The organism is Bradyrhizobium sp. INPA03-11B, assembly GCF_040446015.1.
In the GTDB taxonomy this organism is placed as follows: domain Bacteria; phylum Pseudomonadota; class Alphaproteobacteria; order Rhizobiales; family Xanthobacteraceae; genus Bradyrhizobium; species Bradyrhizobium macuxiense_A.
Genome location: NZ_JASGSR010000064.1, coordinates 13,869 through 32,080 on the forward strand (window position 1 = coordinate 13,869; position 18,212 = coordinate 32,080).

Annotated in this window: 12 protein-coding genes; 11 read left to right on the forward strand and 1 reads right to left on the reverse strand. The window is 64.5% G+C overall.

All coding sequences use genetic code 11. From position 1 onward, the window contains the following. Window positions 1-122 precede the first annotated feature (122 nt). From QMZ05_RS24800 to QMZ05_RS24820, 5 genes are all read left to right on the forward strand, one after another. Window positions 123-7,541, forward strand: a complete 7,419-nt coding sequence (locus QMZ05_RS24800; protein ID WP_353703126.1) for a hypothetical protein — start codon at window positions 123-125, stop codon at window positions 7,539-7,541. Between the two features lie 271 nt (window positions 7,542-7,812). Beyond that, entirely contained in the window at window positions 7,813-8,313 is a 501-nt protein-coding gene (locus tag QMZ05_RS24805) for a tail fiber protein (protein ID WP_353703127.1), read from the forward strand. A 42-nt stretch (window positions 8,314-8,355) separates the two neighbouring features. Continuing rightward, the gene (locus QMZ05_RS24810; protein ID WP_050419879.1) at window positions 8,356-8,850 is read left to right on the forward strand and encodes a phage tail protein; all 495 of its coding nucleotides are present in this window, start codon (window positions 8,356-8,358) and stop codon (window positions 8,848-8,850) included. A gap of 12 nt (window positions 8,851-8,862) precedes the next feature. Next, window positions 8,863-9,396, forward strand: a complete 534-nt coding sequence (locus QMZ05_RS24815) for a tail fiber protein (RefSeq protein ID WP_353703128.1) — start codon at window positions 8,863-8,865, stop codon at window positions 9,394-9,396. Window positions 9,397-9,403: 7 nt separating this feature from the next. Continuing rightward, a complete protein-coding gene (locus tag QMZ05_RS24820; RefSeq protein ID WP_353703129.1) occupies window positions 9,404-9,961 on the forward strand; it encodes a GNAT family N-acetyltransferase in 558 nt (185 codons plus the stop codon). Here QMZ05_RS24820 and QMZ05_RS24825 read toward each other — a convergent pair. Further along, entirely contained in the window at window positions 9,943-10,245 is a 303-nt protein-coding gene (locus QMZ05_RS24825) for a hypothetical protein (protein ID WP_353703130.1), read from the reverse strand. The two genes, QMZ05_RS24820 and QMZ05_RS24825, sit on opposite strands and share 19 nt — an antisense overlap. Before the next feature lie 424 nt (window positions 10,246-10,669). Here QMZ05_RS24825 and QMZ05_RS24830 point away from each other — a divergent pair, with 424 nt between their 5' ends. The 6 genes from QMZ05_RS24830 (at window position 10,670) to QMZ05_RS24855 (ending at window position 18,184) form a co-directional block, all read left to right on the forward strand. Next, entirely contained in the window at window positions 10,670-11,824 is a 1,155-nt protein-coding gene (locus QMZ05_RS24830) for an iron-containing alcohol dehydrogenase (RefSeq protein WP_353703131.1), read from the forward strand. A gap of 38 nt (window positions 11,825-11,862) precedes the next feature. Continuing rightward, window positions 11,863-13,413 (forward strand): AMP-binding protein, encoded by a 1,551-nt coding sequence (locus QMZ05_RS24835; RefSeq protein WP_353703132.1) that lies wholly within the window; start codon window positions 11,863-11,865, stop codon window positions 13,411-13,413. Between the two features lie 84 nt (window positions 13,414-13,497). Then, window positions 13,498-14,235, forward strand: coding sequence for a DUF2270 domain-containing protein (locus tag QMZ05_RS24840; protein WP_353703133.1), 738 nt, complete (start codon window positions 13,498-13,500; stop codon window positions 14,233-14,235). 79 nt (window positions 14,236-14,314) lie between these two features. Next, complete coding sequence (locus QMZ05_RS24845) at window positions 14,315-15,202, forward strand: TauD/TfdA family dioxygenase (protein ID WP_353703134.1); 888 nt, start codon at window positions 14,315-14,317, stop codon at window positions 15,200-15,202. A 345-nt stretch (window positions 15,203-15,547) separates the two neighbouring features. Next, on the forward strand, window positions 15,548-17,143 hold the full coding sequence (locus tag QMZ05_RS24850; RefSeq protein WP_353703135.1) for an ABC transporter substrate-binding protein: 1,596 nt from the start codon (window positions 15,548-15,550) through the stop codon (window positions 17,141-17,143). A gap of 93 nt (window positions 17,144-17,236) precedes the next feature. After that, complete coding sequence (locus QMZ05_RS24855) at window positions 17,237-18,184, forward strand: ABC transporter permease (RefSeq protein ID WP_353703136.1); 948 nt, start codon at window positions 17,237-17,239, stop codon at window positions 18,182-18,184. Window positions 18,185-18,212 lie beyond the last annotated feature (28 nt).

An 18,212-nucleotide genomic window follows, 5' to 3' on the forward strand; every position in this document is an offset into this window, starting at 1 on the left:
AGGCGACTCGACGCCAACCCCGGTCGCGCGCAGTCAACTTCAGCGTGTGAACGGCTTCACACGTCATCGTCCCCAACAATTGTAATTATTGATCGGCTTCCACGCCGGTCGCAGGAGTGCTCATGACGACCATACCTGCCTATACAATCGGTGGTTTAACGCGCCCCGAACTTCAGCTTGATTCGACCGGTCATATCATCCTCGACTCGGCCGCTCAGGCGTTCGTGGACACGTATGGTCTGCAATATCTCTATCTCGGCTGCCCTCCCGGCACGCCATGGCCGCCCGTTAGCGACTCGCTGTCGACGCCGGTTGACGCCAATTCTGGAAACAACACGGTCAGCGAAGGTGCCGCAGCCAACACGCTGGTCAACATCACCGCGCAAGCCATCAGCAGCAGTGGCAATCCCGTCACCTATTCGTTGACCGGCGATACCTCGCATGGCGGCTTCAAGATCGATCCGAACACCGGCGTGGTATCGGTCGCCGACCCCACCAAGGTCAATTACGTGACCAGCCCGGGTCACGCCTACACCATCACGGTTCAGGCGAGCGACGGCATCGCGACGAGCTCGCAGAGTTTCGTCATCGGCGTCACTGACGTTGCGCCATCGACGCCGGTCGACAGCAACGCAGCCGCCAACAAGGTCGCGGAAGGGTCCGCGGCCGGCACGCTTGTCGGCATCACCGCGTCCGCGACCGACATGAATGCCGTGACCTATACCTTGACCGGCGACACCTCCGGTGGCGGCTTCAAGATCGACCCCAACACCGGCGTGATTACCGTCGCCGATCCCAGCAAGATCGACTACACGACCGCGCCCGGTCACGCCTACACCGTCACCGCGACGGCCAGCGATGGCACCTTGTCCAGCTCGCAGACCTTCAGCATCGCGGTGACGCTGGGCGCCGCCACGCACTTTACCGTGAGCATCCCGGCCAACGGCGCGGCGGGGACGCCGGGCACGGTCACCGTCACTGCACTCGATTCCCTGAATCACGTCGTCACCAACTACACCGGCACGGTTCATTTCACGTCGAGCGACGGCCACGCCGTGCTGCCGACCGACGTCACCTTGACCAACGGCACCGGCAGCTTCAGCGAGACCCTCGATACCGCCGGCAGCCAGACCATCACCGCGACCGACACGGTCGACCACACCGTCACCGGGACGTCGAATGCCGAAATCGTGACGCCCGGCGTCGCCACGCATTTTTCGGTCAGTCTCCCCGCCAACGGCACGGCGGGGACGCCAGGCTCGGTCACCGTCACCGCGCTCGACGCTTTCGGCAACGTCGCCACCGGTTACACGGGAAGCGTGCACTTTACCTCGACCGACGGCATCGCGGTGTTGCCAGCTGACACGACACTGACCAACGGGGTCGGCACCTTCAGCGAGACGCTCGATACCGCGGGCAACCAGACCATCACCGCGACCGACACCGTCGCCGCCGCCATCACCGGCACGTCGAATGCCGAGACGGTGAAGGGCGGCGCCGCGACGCATCTGGTGGTCAGCATCCCGGCCAACGGCGCAGCGGGAACGCCGGGCACGGTCACCGTCACCGCGCTCGATGCCTTCGGCAACGTCGCCAGCGGTTACACGGGAACCGTGCACTTCACCTCGACCGACGGCCACGCCGTGCTGCCGGCCAACATGACGCTGACCAACGGCGTCGGCAGCTTCAGCGAAACCTTCGGAACCGTCGGCAGCCAGACGATCACCGCGACCGACACGGTCAGCGCTGCCATCACCGGCACGTCGAATGCGGAAACAGTAGCGCCGGGACCAGCCACGCACTTCGTGGTCACCCTCCCGGCCGGCGGAACGGCGGGTGTCGCCGGCTCGGCCACGATCACTGCATATGATGCCTTCGGCAACATCGCCTCCGGCTACGCAGGCACGGTGCACTTCACATCGACCGACGGCCACGCCGGGCTGCCTGCCGACATGACCCTGACCAACGGCACCGCCACCTTCAGCGAAACGCTGGATACCGCCGGTAGCCAGACCATCACCGCGACCGACACCGTCAGCTCGGCCATCACCGGCACGTCGAACGCCGAGACGGTCACGGCCGCCGCCGTCGCGCATTTCGCGGTGGCGATCCCGGCCAACGGCACGGCCGGGATGCCGGGCATGGGCACCGTGACCGCGCTCGATGCCTTCGGCAATGTCGTCACCGGTTACACGGGAACCGTGCACTTCACGTCGACCGACGCCAGTGCTGTGCTGCCGGCCGACATGACGTTGACCAATGGCGTCGGCAGCTTCAGCGAGACGTTCAAAACCGCAGGCAGCCAGACCGTCATCGCGACCGACACGCTCCACGGCGCAGTCACCGGCACGTCGAATGCCGAGACTGTGGCCGGCGCTGCCGCCACGCTTCTCGTGGTCAGCATTCCCGGCAACGGCGCCGCCGGCACGCCGGGCACGGTCACCGTCACCGCGCTCGACGCCTTCGGCAACGTCGCCACCGGTTACACCGGAACCGTGCATTTCACCTCGAGCGACGGCCATGCGGTGCTGCCGGCCAACATGACGCTGACCAACGGCACTGGCAGCTTCAGCGAGACCTTCGAGACCGCCGGCAGCCAGACCATCACCGCGACCGACACGGTCAGCGCAGGCATCTCCGGCACCTCGAACGCCGAAACGGTCGCGCCGGGCCCGGCCACGCATTTCGTGGTCACCCTCCAGACCCCCGGAACGGCTGGTGTCGCCGGCTCGGCCACGATCACCGCGCTCGATGCCTTCGGCAACATCGCAACCGGCTACACAGGCACGGTGCACTTTACGTCGTCCGACGGCCAGGCCGTTCTGCCGGCCAACATGACCCTGACCAACGGCACCGCCACCTTCAGCGAAACACTGGATACCGCCGGCAGCCAGACCATCACCGCGACCGACACGGTCAATTCGGCCATCACCGGCACCTCGAACACGGAGACGGTCACGGCCGCCGCTGCCACGCATTTTGCAGTGGCCATCCCGGCCAACGGCACGGCGGGAACGGCCGGTTCGGGCACGGTGACCGCCCTCGATGCCTTCGGCAATGTCGTCACCGGTTATACGGGAACCGTCCACTTCACGTCGAGTGACGCCGGCGCCTCGCTGCCGGCCGACATGACGTTGACCAACGGCACCGGTACCTTCAGTGAGACCTTCGATACCGCAGGCAGTCAGATCATCACCGCGACCGACACGGTCGCCGCCGCCATCACCGGCACCTCGAATGCCGAAACCGTCGCGCCGGGCGCCGCCACGCATTTTGTGGTCACCATCCCGGCCAACGGCAGGGCGGACATTCCGGGCACGGTCACCGTCACCGCGCTCGACGCCCATAACAACGTCGCCACCGGCTACTCGGGCACCGTGCACTTCACGTCGAGCGACGGCAGCGCGGTGCTGCCGGCCGACATGACGCTGACCAATGGCACCGGCACCTTCAACGAGACCTTCGGAACCGCCGGCACCCAGACCATCACCGCGACCGACACCGCAAATGCCGGCATCACCGGCACTTCGAATTCCGAAACGGTGGCTCCTCCGGACGCGCCGCCCGTCGTCACCGCCGGCCATACCCTGAACTACATCGAGGCGCAGCCTGCAACCGCGTTCGATCCGGCGCTGACGGTCACGGATTCCGATTCGGCCAACCTCGCTCACGCCACCGTCCAGATCACCGGCAACTATGTCGCCGGCGAGGACGTGCTCGCCTTCAGCACCATCGGCGCCATCACCGGGTCGTTTGATGCCGTACACGGCATTCTGACGCTGACCGGCAGCGACACAGTCGCGCACTACCAGGCGGCGCTGGACGCGGTGACCTATGTCAACACCAGCAACAACCCGTCCGGCCTCGCCCGCACGGTCACCATCATCGCCAACGACGGCATCCTCGACAGCACGCCCGTGACCGACACCATTGATGTCACGCCGGTCAACAACCCGCCGGTGGTGACGTTCGGTGCGATCACCAATTTCAGCGAGCCGCCGGTCGGCACGCCACCGGCGAATTCCGTCCCGGTCACGATTGCACCCAACCTCACGATCACCGACGTCGACAGCACGAACCTGATCAGCGCGACCTTCGTGCTGAACGACCTCAAGCCGTCGGATGCGCTCTCGATCGCGGGCCATGCCGGCACGAGCGGCGACATCGGCAACATCCACTTCGACATCAGCAGCACGGCCACCACCGAAACCGTCACCCTGACCGGCACCGATACGATCGCGCACTACAATTCCGTGCTCGATCTCGTCCAGTTCAACAACACCGGCGAGCCCCCCGACACCACCGCGCGCTCGTATACCGTGACCGCACAAGACGATGGCGGCACCGCCAACGGCGGCAACGACACCGGCTCGGCAAGCGCCTCCCAGACCGTCACCGCGATCGACGATCCGCCGACCGCGACCGTGCCGTCGGCTTCATCGGTCGGAACCGCATTCTCGCACACCAACCTCGCGATATCGGGGCTCTCGGTCGCCGACATTGATTCCGCAGGCGGCAATGAAACCGCAACGATTACGTCGAACCACGGCGCGCTGATCTTCGACACCACCGGCCTCGCCAGCTTCACCAACAACGGCAGCCACACCGTTACGCTCACCGGCACGATCGCCCAGCTCAACACCGCGCTGGCGACGTTGAACTACAACAGCGACGACGGTTTCACCGGCTCGGACTTCGTTACGCTGAGCATCAATGACAACAGCCACACCGGCACCGGCGGCCCGCTCTCGTCGAGCCCGCAGGGCTTCCAAGTCGGCGTCGTGCCTCAGGTGTTCTACATCGACAATTCGGCCACGAGCAGCCACAACCTCGGCACCCAGGCCGACCCCTACACCTCGATCGCGGCCTTCAACGCAGCGAACCCGGCCGGCTCCGGCGACTACGTCGTGCTCGAACACGGCACCGGCACCTACAGCGAAGCCAACGGCATCAGTCTCGCCAACGGCGTCAACCTGATCGGCGGCAGCCACACGCTGCAGTTCACCAATCCGGTGACCGGCGTAACGGTCACCGCCAATGTCGGTTCTGGCGCCGATCCAGTCATCCAGGTGACCGGCGCCCACAACGGCATCGACCTGCTCGGCACGTCGGGCCACACCATTACCGGTGTCAGCATCGACACCTCGGCCTCGACCGGCATCGGCATCAGCGACGACGGCAACAATGTCGGCACCGTCGCGATGTCCGACATCGCGGTCAAGACCGCCAGCGGCGCCGGCATGAGCTTCACCCATGGCGGCACGATCACCGTCACGGGCAGCAGCAACACCATCACGTCGACGACCGGCACCGCGCTCGATGTCGAGAATACCCAGATCGGCTCGAGCAACCTCACCTTCAAGAGCATCACCTCGAGCGGCGGCTCCAACGACGGCATCATCCTCTCCAACACCGGCACCGCCGCCGGCAATGGCGGCCTGCACGTCACCGGCGACGGCTCGACCGCCGGCAGCGGCGGCACGATCGCCAGCAAGACCGGCGCCGACGGCAGCACCACGCAGGGCAGCGGCATCTTCCTGAACAACACCAAGGACGTTCAGATCTCCTACCTGGCGATGCACGACTTCCAGAACTACGGCATCGTCGGCACCAACGTCACCGGCTTCACGCTCGGCAACACCACGGTGACCGGCACCAACGGCGACAATGTCGGCGGTATCGGCGAAGGCGACGTCTACTTCACCGGCCTTTCCGGTACGGCATCGGTGACCAACTCGACCTTCACGGGCGCGGCGCTCGATGCGTTCCATGTCTTCAACAACTCTGGCCAGACGCTCAACCGCATCACCATTACCGGCTCGACTTTCGCGACCAATACGGCGGCGGCAAACCAGTCGGGCGATGCCCTGGTGTTTCAAGCCACCGACGGAACATTCAACGCGACGATCCAGAGCTCGACATTCACGTCGGCGCGCGGCGACCTGTTCCAGCTCGATCTGCATGGCGGCGTCAGCTCGGACCTCGTGCTGGGCGGCGCGAGTGCCGGTCTCGGAAACAGCTTCTCGAACAACAACCAGAACATCGTCTCGGGCGGCGGCGGCATCACCGTCAGTTCCGGCGGAACCGGCGACCACGCCAACCTGACCTTCAACATTGCACACAACACCATGCGCGATGCCGTCGGCACGGCGCTCGGCATCAGCACCGGATCGGGAGCAAGCTCGTTCACCGGCACGATCGATTCCAACACGATCGGCGTGGCCGGCGTCACCAACAGCGGCTCCTCCCAAGGCAGCGACATCGGCTTCATCACCGACGGCGGCGCCAATTCCAGCGTCACGATCACCAACAACCATCTGTATCAGTACAATAACGACGGCATCCAGGTGCAGACCGGCGACGCCGTGGACGGCGGCAACGCGCGATTGACCGCGATCGTCATGGGCAACACGGTGTCCAACCCCGGCACGTTCGGCAATCACGGCTTCGAGCTCAACGCCGGTACGGTGACGGGCGATGCGCAGAGTGTCTCTCTGACGATGGGCGGCACCGGCGCCCAGGAAAATCAGTTCCTGGGTTCGGGCGCCAATGGCGGCACCGATATTCGGCTGCGCGATCGCTTCGACACCACCGTCGGCCTGCACGCGGGCGATGGGACATCGTACAGCGGCAGCTCGACCGACACCGCCGCGATCTCGGCCTATGTGCTGGCGCACAATACCGTCACCACCGCACCCACATTCAGCGTCACGGCGGGCAGCGTCAACGGGTTCGGCGCATCGCCGATGCTCGCGGCGGATGGCGGCGTGCAGGCCGCGGTTGCGACCCCCGGCGAAACGCACCTGACGCAAAGCGAGCTCAACTCGGTCGTGTCGGCCGCCATTGCGCAATGGGTGAAGGCAGGCGTCGATTCGGATCAACTCGCCGCGCTGCATGCCGTCACCTTCAGCGTCGCGGACCTCGCCGGCCAGATTGTCGGCCTGGAAAGCGCCGGCCACATTACGATCGATACCGATGCCGCGGGCCACGGCTGGTTCGTCGATCCGACACCGTCGGACAATTTCGAGTTCACGCACGCGCTCAATGCTTCCGGCTCCAGCCTGCAGACCGATCCGTCAACGGCAGCGGCGGGACACCTCGATCTGCTGACCGCCGTGGTCCATGAATTGGGACACGTGCTCGGGCTCCCTGACTTGACGTCGGCATCCGATGCCAACGACCTGATGTATATCGACCTCGCCGACGGCGAGCGGCGGCTGCCAACTGCTACGGATGTCGCTCAAGCCAACGTGGGATCGGTCAAGGCGATGCCCACGCAAAGCGACTCATCCTCAAATCTGCAAGCGACCAACAGCCTGTCCAACAGCGGCGGCTTCGACTTCTCGTCGTTCACCCAGACGCCGTCGCAAACCAATACAAGCCATCTGGACCTCACCGCGAACAGCCAGACCTTGTCCGATCTGTTCGGCGGGCATTCCAATGCCGCCCCCTGGTGGCTCGGCCACGAGACGACGTTCGTCGCCATGGGCGGCACGCCGACCGACAATCATCTCCAGACCCATCACGATCTGGTGGTTTGATCGAACGTCGCGCCGACAAGGACACGCCAGCCGGAGCCATCCGGCGGGCGTCGTTCAATCGGTCGGAGCGCATTCGAGCCGAGAACGATAGCGGCGTTCCGTCGCCGTTGCGACGATGTGGAACGTCGCGCGCCCAGCAAAAAATTCACAAAGACCCGACAATCGTTGAGGTTGCACTTGGTAGAAAACACGCTATCGTGCACACGTTCTCGACGCTGCATTCATTGTGTCGCATTTTTCACAAATCGTACGACTTATTCGCGGAGGACCGATGGCCGATCCGTTTCTTTCCGAAGTCCGCATGATGTCGTTCAACTTTCCGCCCAAGGGCTGGGCGTTCTGCAACGGCCAGTTGCTCCCGATCAATCAGAATCAGGCGCTGTTCTCGTTGCTGGGCACCACCTATGGCGGCGACGGGCGCGTCAATTTTGGTCTGCCCGACCTGCGGGGCCGGGTGCCGATCAGTATGGGCAATGGCTACACGCTCGGCCAACGCGGCGGTGAGGAGGGCCACACGCTCACCATCAACGAGCTGGCGCACCACAATCATCTGGCCAACGCCACCAACAGCAACGGTACCCAGCCGATCGATTCGGGCGCCTATCTCGGCGCCTTCAACAACGCCTACACCTCGTCGCTGGCCGACATCACGACGCTCAATCCCCTGACCGTGGGCAATACCGGCGGCAGCCAGCCCCATCAGAACATGCAGCCGTTCATGACGATCAATTTCAGCATCGCCCTCCAGGGCATTTTCCCCTCGCAGACCTGACGAGACGCGCCGATGGCACAACCTTATGTAGGCGAAATCCGTATGTTCGGCGGCAATTTTGCCCCGGCGGGCTGGCATTTCTGTGACGGCAGCCAGTTGGCAATTTCCGAGTACGAAACGCTGTACAATCTGATCGGCACCACCTATGGCGGCGACGGCCAGGTGACCTTCGCAGTCCCCGATCTGCGTGGCCGTGTGCCAATTCATATGGGCACCGCCAGCAGCGGCACGACCTACAACATCGGGGAAGCGGGCGGCGTCGAGACCGTGACGCTCACGACGCAGACGATCCCGCAGCATTCGCACGGCTTCATCGCCTCGACGCAGACCAGCACCGGGCAGAACCCGCAAGCAAACGTCCTCGATCAAATGTCCGGCACGATCGCCCTATACATCGACGGCCAGCCGCCCGATGGCCCGATGGCAAGCGGAATGCTGACGAACACGGGCGGAAGCCAGCCGCACGACAATTTGCAGCCGCTCCTCTGCGTCACCTTCATCATTTCGCTGTTCGGCATTTTCCCGAGCCAGACCTAGGAGCGCGACAACATGGCCGATCCCTTCGTCGCGGAGATCCGCATCTTTCCGTTCAATTTCGCCCCCAAGGGCTGGGCCTTCTGCGCCGGTCAGATCTTGCCGCTGTCGCAGAATACGGCGCTGTTCTCGCTGCTCGGCACCACCTATGGCGGTGACGGCAAGTCGAACTTCGCGCTGCCCAACATGCAGGGCAACGCGGCGGTGGCGCCTGGACAGGGCCCCGGGCTGTCGCTGTATGACCTCGGAGAGACCACCGGCACGCCCAACGTAACGCTGCTGCAAAGCGAAATACCGTCTCACAACCATCTCGTGAATGTCGGCACCCAGGACGTTGCCGACCTCGGGGTGCCCAGCCCAACCCGCATCCTGGGCAAGTCCTCCAATGCCTTCGCCTATGTACCCGCGAGCCCGGCGCCGACCCTGGTTCAGATGAACGCCGCCATGATCGGCATGACGGGTGGTAACCTCCCGCACAACAACATGCAGCCTTACCTCACCTTGAATTTCTGCATCGCGCTGCAGGGCGTGTATCCGCCACGGAGCTGAGATCGCCTTGACGCTCCACGTTCCCGCCACTGGCACGCCCGCGTTCGGTTGGACGCGTGCGGCCGAAGCCGGTTGCGGCTTCCGCCGGATGGCGGAGGCGGATCTGCCGTTCCTCGGTCGGCTCTATGCCTCGACGCGCATCGAGGAACTGGCGCCGGTGCCCTGGAGCGAAGCGGACAAGGCGGCCTTTCTCGAACAGCAATTCCGCGCCCAGCACGCGCACTACCAGCAATATTATCCGAACGCCGACTGGCTGGTGATCACCCATGGCGGTGAGGACATCGGCCGGTTCTACATCGAGCGCTGGCCGAGCCAGCACCGCATCATCGACATCGCCTTCATGCCGGCGCATCGCGGCAAGGGCTATGGCGAGGCGTTGCTGCGCGATGCCATGGACGAGGCTGACGCGGCCGGCAAGGACGTTTCGATCCATGTCGAGAAGCTCAATCCGGCGATGCGGCTCTACCGCCGGCTCGGCTTCGTCACCGAGGAAGACAAGGGCGTCTACGATCTGATGCGCTGGCGCGCAGCCGGAGGAACCGATCGTCAGGTGAAGATCGCTTGATAGCCGTTGCCGTCGCCGAGCGGGCCGATCGGTACCAGGAAGATCTCGATCACACCGAGCGCGGGATGCCGCACCGGATAGATCGCCTGCGGCAGCCATGCACCCTTCGGCCCCGCGAACAGCAGCGAGAACGCACCGCCCGGCCGGCCGCTGTTGCCCGCGGGCTCGACCTTGGCGAGCCTCAGCACCACGACGCGATCGGCCGCCTGCATCTCGAACTCCGCGTCCTGCTGCGGCGTGAAGTCATCAATGTGCAGCTTCGACAGATCGACGGTGGATGTCATGCGCACGTCCCTGTTGCTGCCGACGTGTAACACACGCCGCGACGATACGGTCAAGGTTTCTGCCGCGCTCTCTCGCGGTCATTCCGGAGCTGCTCTCTCCCTCCCTGCGCTCTCTGTTCCAAGAGAGGGGCAAGTAAACGCAAGACTCGGAACGCAGCGCGCCGCGAGAATGTGAAGCGGTATCCCATTCTCATCCGTCATCGCCCGGCTCGACCGGGCGATCCAGTACGCCGCGGCCCATCGGTTCAGTAACGACCGCCTCTGGAATACTGGATCACCCGCTTTCGCGGGTGATGGCAGCTGAACAAGCGGAACGACCGTACTGCACCACCAGCATCGGACCCCTGATGACGGCCCCGCTTTCCTCCGCTAACCTCCCCCCCAACGACCGCCGGCAAGGCGGAGCATTTTGAGGGAGAGGCGCGTGCATCGAGGCCGTGTCGTATTCGGCGCCATGGACGAGGTCGTGTTCGGGCGGCCCGCCCGTGAGGCCATCGTCGAGCAACTGGACCGGTTAGGCGCACAGCGCGCCTTCCTGATGGTATCGGGCACGCTGAACCGCGAGACCGACGAGATCGAAAAAATCCGCGAGGCGCTCGGCGCGCGCTGCGTCGGCACCTTCGACAGGATGCCGGCGCATACGCCGCGCGCCGCGGTCATCGCGGCGACGGAACAGGCGCGCGCCATGAAGGCCGACCTGATCGTCACCATCGGCGGCGGCTCGATCACCGACGGCGCCAAGGCGGTGCAGCTTTGCCTCGCAAACAACGTCACCACATCCGACGGCATCGATGAGATCCGCACCCGTGGCGGCGTCTCGCCCGAGATGAACGCGCCCGTCGTGCGCCAGATCAGCGTGCCGACGACGATCGCCGGCGGCGAGTTCTCCTCGATCGCGGGCGTCACCAACGAGGCCAAGCGGCAGAAGGAAATGCTGCGCCATCCGCTGGTGATGCCGCGCGCCACCATCCTCGACCCGGAACTCTCGGTGCACACGCCGGACTGGCTGTTCCTGTCGACCGGCATCCGCGCGGTCGATCATTGCGTCGAGGGCATCTGCTCGCGCGAGGCGCATCCTTACGGCGACGCGCAGGCGGTCAAGGGCCTCGAAATGCTGGCGGCCGGCCTGCCGCGCGTGAAGGCCAACCCGAAGGACATTTCGGCACGGATGGATTGCCAGATCGGCACCTGGCTCTCGACCGGCCCGCTCGCCTCGGGCGTGCCGATGGGGGCGAGCCACGGCATCGGCTACGTGCTCGGCGCCGAGTTCGACGTGCCGCACGGCTACACCTCGTGCGTGATGCTGCCCGCGGTGATGCGCTGGAACAAGTGCGACAATGCCGACCGGCAGGCGCTCGTCGCCGCCGCGATGGGCCATCCGGGCGCGGACGCCGGCGACGTACTCGATCGCTTCATCCGCGACCTCGGCATGCCGCGCAGCCTCAAGGAGGTGCAGGTCGGTCCCGAACATTTCGACCGCATCGCGGCGGGAGCGATGCGCACGCCCTGGGTGCCGCGCAATCCGCGCAAGATCGACGGCCCGTCCCAGGTCCGCGAAATTCTGGTGATGGCCGCCTAGAACAAAAACGAGTCGCGAGTGAGGGGAAATAAAGCTCAATGTACACCGGCAAGCATGCTTACCTGCGCCCGCTGCAACCCGCCTTCATCATGGCCGGGACCGGCGAGATCGTCACCTATCGCGAACTCGAGGCGCGCAACAACCGTCTCGCACATCTGTTCCGCAAGCAGGGCCTGCGGCGGCTCGACCACTATTCGATCTTCATGGAGAACAACAACCGCTACCTCGAGGCCTGCGGCGTCGGCGAGCGCGCAGGACTCTATTACACCTGCGTCAATTCCTACCTCACCGCGGGTGAGCTCGCCTACATCCTGACCAACAGCCAGTCGCGGATCCTGATCACCTCGAAGCTGAAGCTCGACATCGCACGCGAGGCGCTGAAGGAGTGCCCGCAGGTCGAGCTTTGCATCGTGGTCGACGGCGACAGCGAAAGTGATCGCATCGTCGGCTTGCTGCAGGCCACCGCCGGCCTGCCGTCGACGCCGATCGCGGACGAATATGCTGGCACCGCGATGCTCTATTCCTCAGGCACCACCGGCCGGCCCAAGGGCATCGTGCGGCCGCTGCCCGAGCAGCCGCCGTCGCAGAACCTGCCGCTGTTCGATTTCCTGACCAAGCTCTGGCACTACCGCGAGGGCATGGTCTACCTCTCGCCGGCGCCGCTCTATCACTCGGCGCCGCAGGCCGCGGTCAATCTCACCATCCGGATGGGTGGCACCGTCGCCATCATGGAGAGCTTCGATCCCGAACGCTATCTCCAGCTGGTCGAGAAATGGGGCATCACCCACAGCCAGCTAGTGCCGACGATGTTCTCGCGCCTGCTGAAGCTGCCCGAGGAGGTGCGCACCCGCTACGACCTGTCGACGCTCGAGATCGCAATCCATGCCGCCGCGCCCTGCCCGGCGCTGGTCAAGGACGACATGATCAAATGGTGGGGCCCGATCATCCACGAATATTACGGCGCGACCGAGGGCCTCGGCTTCACCGCCTGCAACAGCGAGGAATGGCTCGCGCATCGCGGCACCGTCGGCAGGGTGTTGCTCGGCGACCTGCATATCCTCGACGAGAACATGCAGCCTTGCCCGAAGGGCACGCCCGGCACGGTGTGGTTCAAGACCGCGACGCCGTTCGAATATTTCAACGATCCCGCCAAGACCAGCGAGGCGCGCTCGGCGGACGGCAGCATGAGCACGGTCGGCGACGTCGGCTATGTCGACGACGACAACTTCCTCTATCTGACAGATCGCGCCACCTTCATGATCATCTCCGGCGGGGTGAACATCTACCCGCAGGAGTGCGAGAACCTGCTGATCACCCATCCCAAGGTCGCGGATGCCGCGGTGTTCGGCGTGCCCAATGTCGATCTCGGCGAGGAGGTGAAAGCGGTGGTGCAGCCGGTTGAGGGCATCGCGCCGGGGCCGGAGCTCGCCGAGGAGCTGATCGCCTTCTGCGCCGGCTCGCTGTCGCGCCAGAAGGTGCCGCGCTCGGTGGATTTCGAGGCCGAGCTGCCGCGGCTGCCGACCGGGAAACTCTACAAGCGCCTGCTGCGCGACCGCTATTGGGGCAACAAGACCTCGCGGATCGTCTGAGCCAAGCGAAGCGGCTGACGGCGCTGATCCGGTCGGGCAAGCGCCACACCGCAACGGACTCGCTCCTCGCGCGGATTTGGCGTTATGCTCTGCAATCGCAAGCCAGCTTCGCCGGAGGCCACCATGCCGTCGCCCCAGCCGCGCGAGCCGGAGCCGGTGCAGGCCGGCAGGCTCGAATTCACTGCCGCCGAGATCGGCGCGCTCGCCCACCTCTATCGCGGCGAGGTCTACCGCAGCACGGTCTGGCGCACCCGCCTCGACAGCTCGACCAACTGGGCTGTTGTCACCACCGGGATCGCGCTGTCGGCGACCTACAGCAACGCAGAGGCCTCGCCTTTGCCGATGGTGCTGGTCGGCCTGCTGGTCACGGTCTTCCTGCTGTTCGAGGCGCGGCGCTATCGCTATTTCAACGTCTGGCGCGCCCGCGCCCGGTTGCTCGAAACCGATTTCTACGCGCCGATGATCCGCGGCGAAGACCCGTCCCCGAATGCGGCTTGGACCGAGCTGCTGGCCAACGATTATCGCCGCCCCAGCTACCACATCAGCTTTGCCCGCGCGGTCGGCCGGCGGCTGCGCCGAACCTATGGCTGGATCTTCGCGATCCAGGCCATCGCCTATTACGGCAAGCTGGCGATCCACCCGCTGCCGTTGACCACGATGAGCGACATCTGGGATCGCGCCTCGATCGGGCCGATTCCCGGAACCATTGTCGTTCTCGCCGGCGTCGCCTTCCACACGAGCTGGGCGCTGTTCGCCTTCGTCACCCATCGCATGGAGGTCGCCGACCGGCGGACGCGGCACAATCTGATCGCAATGGGGTGAGGTGCTGCCGGTCGCGTTGCCGGTGGCGGGCTTTTCCCCTAACCTCGCTTCAACAAGAAAAATCAGGGAGGACCTGCCGATGGAAGTGATCCCACTGCGCGAGGGATTCGGAGCCGAACTGCGCGGCGTCACGCTGTCAGATGTTGCCGCCAGCGATACCGCCTATGCGGCGGTGCGCGCGGCGTTCGAGGAACACTCGGTGCTGGTGTTCCGCGGCCAGGAGGTCAGCGACGATATCCAGCTCGCCTTCTCGCGCCGCTTCGGTCCGCCCGAGACGACCAAGGTCGGATCGATGGGCACCGGCTCGCATTTCGTGATCCTCTCGACCTTCGGACCCGACGGCAAGGTGGTTCCGTCGGACCATCGGCAGCAGTTGCGCGCCAAGGCCAACCAGCTCTGGCACACCGATTCCTCCTTCAAGCGCGTGCCGGCGCTGACCTCGATCCTGTCGGCGCGCATCATCCCCGAACATGGCGGTGAGACCGAATTCGTCTCGATGCGGCTTGCCTTCGAGCGGCTCGACAAGGGCACGGCGAAGCGGCTCGAGAACTCGTTCGCCTGGCACTCCTACGCGCATTCGCGCAGCAAGGTGGCTGCCGGGCTCGCGACATCTGAGGAGGTCGACGCGCTGCCGCCGGTGTGCTGGCGCATGGTCTGGCGCAATCCCGTCAACGGCCGCGGCGCGCTGTATCTCGCATCGCATGCCTATGGCGTCGAGGGCATGGATGCCGAAGCCGGCAAGGCGCTGATCGAGCAATTGACTGAAGCTGCGACCGCACCCGGCGTCAGCTATCTGCATCAATGGAAGCAGGGCGACGTCGTGATGTGGGACAACCGCGCCACCATGCATCGCGGCCGCCCCTGGCCGGCGCATGAGGGCCGCCTGATGATCCGCACCACGATCTCGGCAACCGAGGCCGACGGCGTCGCCAACATGCACCTGCCCTCGCCGCAGGCGGCGGAGTGAGGTGTGCAGTTGTCGTCGTACCGTCATCCTGAGGAGCGCGGAACGCGCGTCTCGAAGGATGACGGAAGAACGATTCATCGGCGACAAACTGTCGCTGATTGTGGACTGCTTCGCGCCACACGCATCGTCGCCGGCAATCGAAATCGAACGGAGATTCGTCCCTGCATAACAAAACAACCGGAGTTCCGCACAATCAAAGCCAATATTCCCGGTCCGTGGAAATTTTAATGTCCTGGCGTCATCCGAATTGCCAATCCCTTCGCGACCCTCGCTGGTTGCCCGACAGCCTCACCGTGGTATCGTCGATGCCAATCGGCCATTGAGACCGACATGTGGGAGGGGACCATGCGGAGCGTGCAAGCGCTGGCCGTCGGGGTGTTGTCTGTGCTGACCATCAGCGACGTTTCGCGCGCGGCCGAGCCGAAATCCGGCGGCATCTTCAGGATCTATCACCGCGACAGTCCCGGCAGCGCCTCGATCCACGAGGGCGCGACCTATTCGGTGAACATTCCGTTCATGCCGATCTTCAACAACCTCGTCATCTTCGATCAGCACATCGCCCAGAACAGCGCCAGCACGATCCGGCCCGAGCTTGCGGAGAGCTGGGCCTGGAGCGGCGACAACAAGACGCTGGCCTTCAAGCTACGCAAGGACGTGAAATGGCATGACGGCAAGCCGTTCACCGCGGCCGACGTCAAATGCACCTTCGACATGCTGATGGGCAAGTCGCAGCAGAAGTTCCGGCAGAATCCGCGCAAATCCTGGTACGACCAGGTCGAGGAGGTGACCACCAACGGCGACTATGAGGCATCGTTCAAGTTGAAGCGGCCGCAGCCCGCGCTGTTGTCGCTGCTCGCCTCGGGCTACTCGCCGGTCTATCCCTGCCACGTCTCGCCGGCGGAGATGCGCACCAAGCCCATCGGTACCGGCCCGTTCAAGTTCGTCGAGTTCAAGGCCAACGAATCGATCAAGCTCACCAAGAACCCCGACTACTTCAAGAAGGGCCTGCCCTATCTCGACGGCATCGAGTTCACCATCATCCCGAACCGCTCGACCGCGATCCTGGGATTCGTCTCGGGCAAGTTCGACATGACGTTCCCGACCGAGGTCTCGATCCCGCTGCTCAAGGACGTCAAGTCGCAGGATCCGACAGCGGTCTGTGTGGTGGAACCGAACAACGTCTCCACCAACATCATCATCAATTCGACCGCCCCGCCGTTCAACAATCTCGACATCCGCCGCGCGCTGGCGCTGGCGCTCGACCGCAAGGCGTTCATCCAGATCATGTTCGAGGGCCAGGGCGACATCGGCGGCACCATGGAGCCCGCGCCCGACGGCCTGTGGGCGATGCCGAAGGACATGCTGGAATCGATTCCCGGCTACGGTCCCGACGTCGAGAAGAACCGCGAGGAAGCTCGCAAGCTGATGCAGAAGGCGGGCTATGGTCCGGACAAGCATCTGCAGATCAAAGTGTCGACCCGCAACATCGCCGTCTACCGCGATCCCGCGATCATCCTGATCGACCAGATCAAGAGCATCTATATCGACGCCGAGCTCGACGTCGTCGACACCGCGCAGTGGTTCCCGAAGATCGCCCGCAAGGACTATTCGCTCGGCCTCAACCTCACCGGCAACGCCGTCGACGAGCCCGACCAGTCATTCTACGAGAACTATGCCTGCGGCTCGGAGCGCAACTACACCAACTATTGCAACAAGGACATCGAGAAGCTGTTCGACCAGCAATCCGAGGAGACCAACCTCGACAAGCGCAAGAAGCTGGTCTGGGAGATCGACAAGAAACTGCAGGAAGACGTCGCGCGGCCGATCATCTTCCATGCCCGCACCGGCACCTGCTGGAAGCCTTACGTGAAGAATGTCACGATCATGTCCAACAGCTCCTATAACGGCTATCGCTACGAAGACGTCTGGCTGGATAAATAAGACGTAGCGTTTTCGAGCGAAGTGGGTACCGGTTCGCGTAAAGAAAACGCGTCAGAAGAACGACACAGGCGAGAGAGCAGGGAGAGAGTCAGGGTGTTTGCCTATATCGTGCGGCGGCTGTTCCTGATGCTGGTGACCCTGTTCGGGATCTCGGTCATCATCTTCGTGCTGCTCCGCGTCGTTCCCGGCAACATCGTCGACATCCTGTTCGACGCCGCGGGCTTCGTCGATCCCGCCGACAAGGCCAATCTCGAGCGTGAGCTCGGCCTCAGCCAGCCGATCGTGATCCAGTATCTGCACTGGATCGGCGGCCTGCTGCACGGCGATCTCGGCTATTCCTACGTCTCGGAGAAGCCGGCGCTGGAGGAAATCCTGCCGCGGATTCCGATTACCGCGCGCCTTGCGGGACTGGCGCTCTTGTTCTCCGCTTCGATCGGCATCCCGCTCGGCGTGATCAGCGCCGTGCACCAGGGCTCCAAGCTCGACTACGCGCTGCGCGTGGTCAGCCTCAGCGGCCTGTCGCTGCCGTCGTTCTGGCTCGGCCTGTTGATCCTGATGGCGTCGGTCTCGCTGTTCGGCACCATGCCGATCTTCAACCCGAACCCGAAGACCTGGCTCGAGGCGCTGACCATCTATGCGGTGCCGGCAATGGCGGTCGGCTTCCGCAGCGCGGCGCTGACCATGCGGATCACCCGCTCGTCGATGCTGGAGATCCTGCGCCAGGACTATATCCGCACCGCGCGCGCCAAGGGCGCCTCCGAGGCCTCCGTCAACTATCACCACGCGCTGAAGAACGCCGTGCTGCCGGTCATCACCGTGATCGGCATCGAGGCCGCGTTCCTGATCGGCGGCCTGATCGTGACCGAGACCGTGTTCAACATCCCCGGCATCGCCCGCTTCCTGGTCGAGGCGCTGCGCTGGCGTGATTACCCGATTGTGCAGAACCTCGTGATGTTCATCGCGATCGTCGTGGTGGTCGTGAATTTCATTGTCGACATGCTCTATGCGGCAATCGACCCGCGCATCCGGTTTGGGGACTAGCATGATCCGGAAAAGTGGGAACCGGTTT

Excerpts from the sequence above, each read along its gene's own strand:
- QMZ05_RS24815 (WP_353703128.1), top strand. The coding sequence starts at position 8,863 with ATGGCCGATCCCTTCGTCGCGGAGATCCGCATCTTTCCGTTCAATTTC.
- QMZ05_RS24835 (WP_353703132.1), top strand. The coding sequence starts at position 11,863 with ATGTACACCGGCAAGCATGCTTACCTGCGCCCGCTGCAACCCGCCTTC.
- QMZ05_RS24810 (WP_050419879.1), top strand. The coding sequence starts at position 8,356 with ATGTTCGGCGGCAATTTTGCCCCGGCGGGCTGGCATTTCTGTGACGGC.
- QMZ05_RS24805 (WP_353703127.1), top strand. The coding sequence starts at position 7,813 with ATGGCCGATCCGTTTCTTTCCGAAGTCCGCATGATGTCGTTCAACTTT.
- QMZ05_RS24845 (WP_353703134.1), top strand. The coding sequence starts at position 14,315 with ATGGAAGTGATCCCACTGCGCGAGGGATTCGGAGCCGAACTGCGCGGC.
- QMZ05_RS24800 (WP_353703126.1), top strand. The coding sequence starts at position 123 with ATGACGACCATACCTGCCTATACAATCGGTGGTTTAACGCGCCCCGAA.
- QMZ05_RS24850 (WP_353703135.1), top strand. The coding sequence starts at position 15,548 with ATGCGGAGCGTGCAAGCGCTGGCCGTCGGGGTGTTGTCTGTGCTGACC.
- QMZ05_RS24840 (WP_353703133.1), top strand. The coding sequence starts at position 13,498 with ATGCTCTGCAATCGCAAGCCAGCTTCGCCGGAGGCCACCATGCCGTCG.
- QMZ05_RS24825 (WP_353703130.1), bottom strand. The coding sequence starts at position 10,245 with ATGACATCCACCGTCGATCTGTCGAAGCTGCACATTGATGACTTCACG.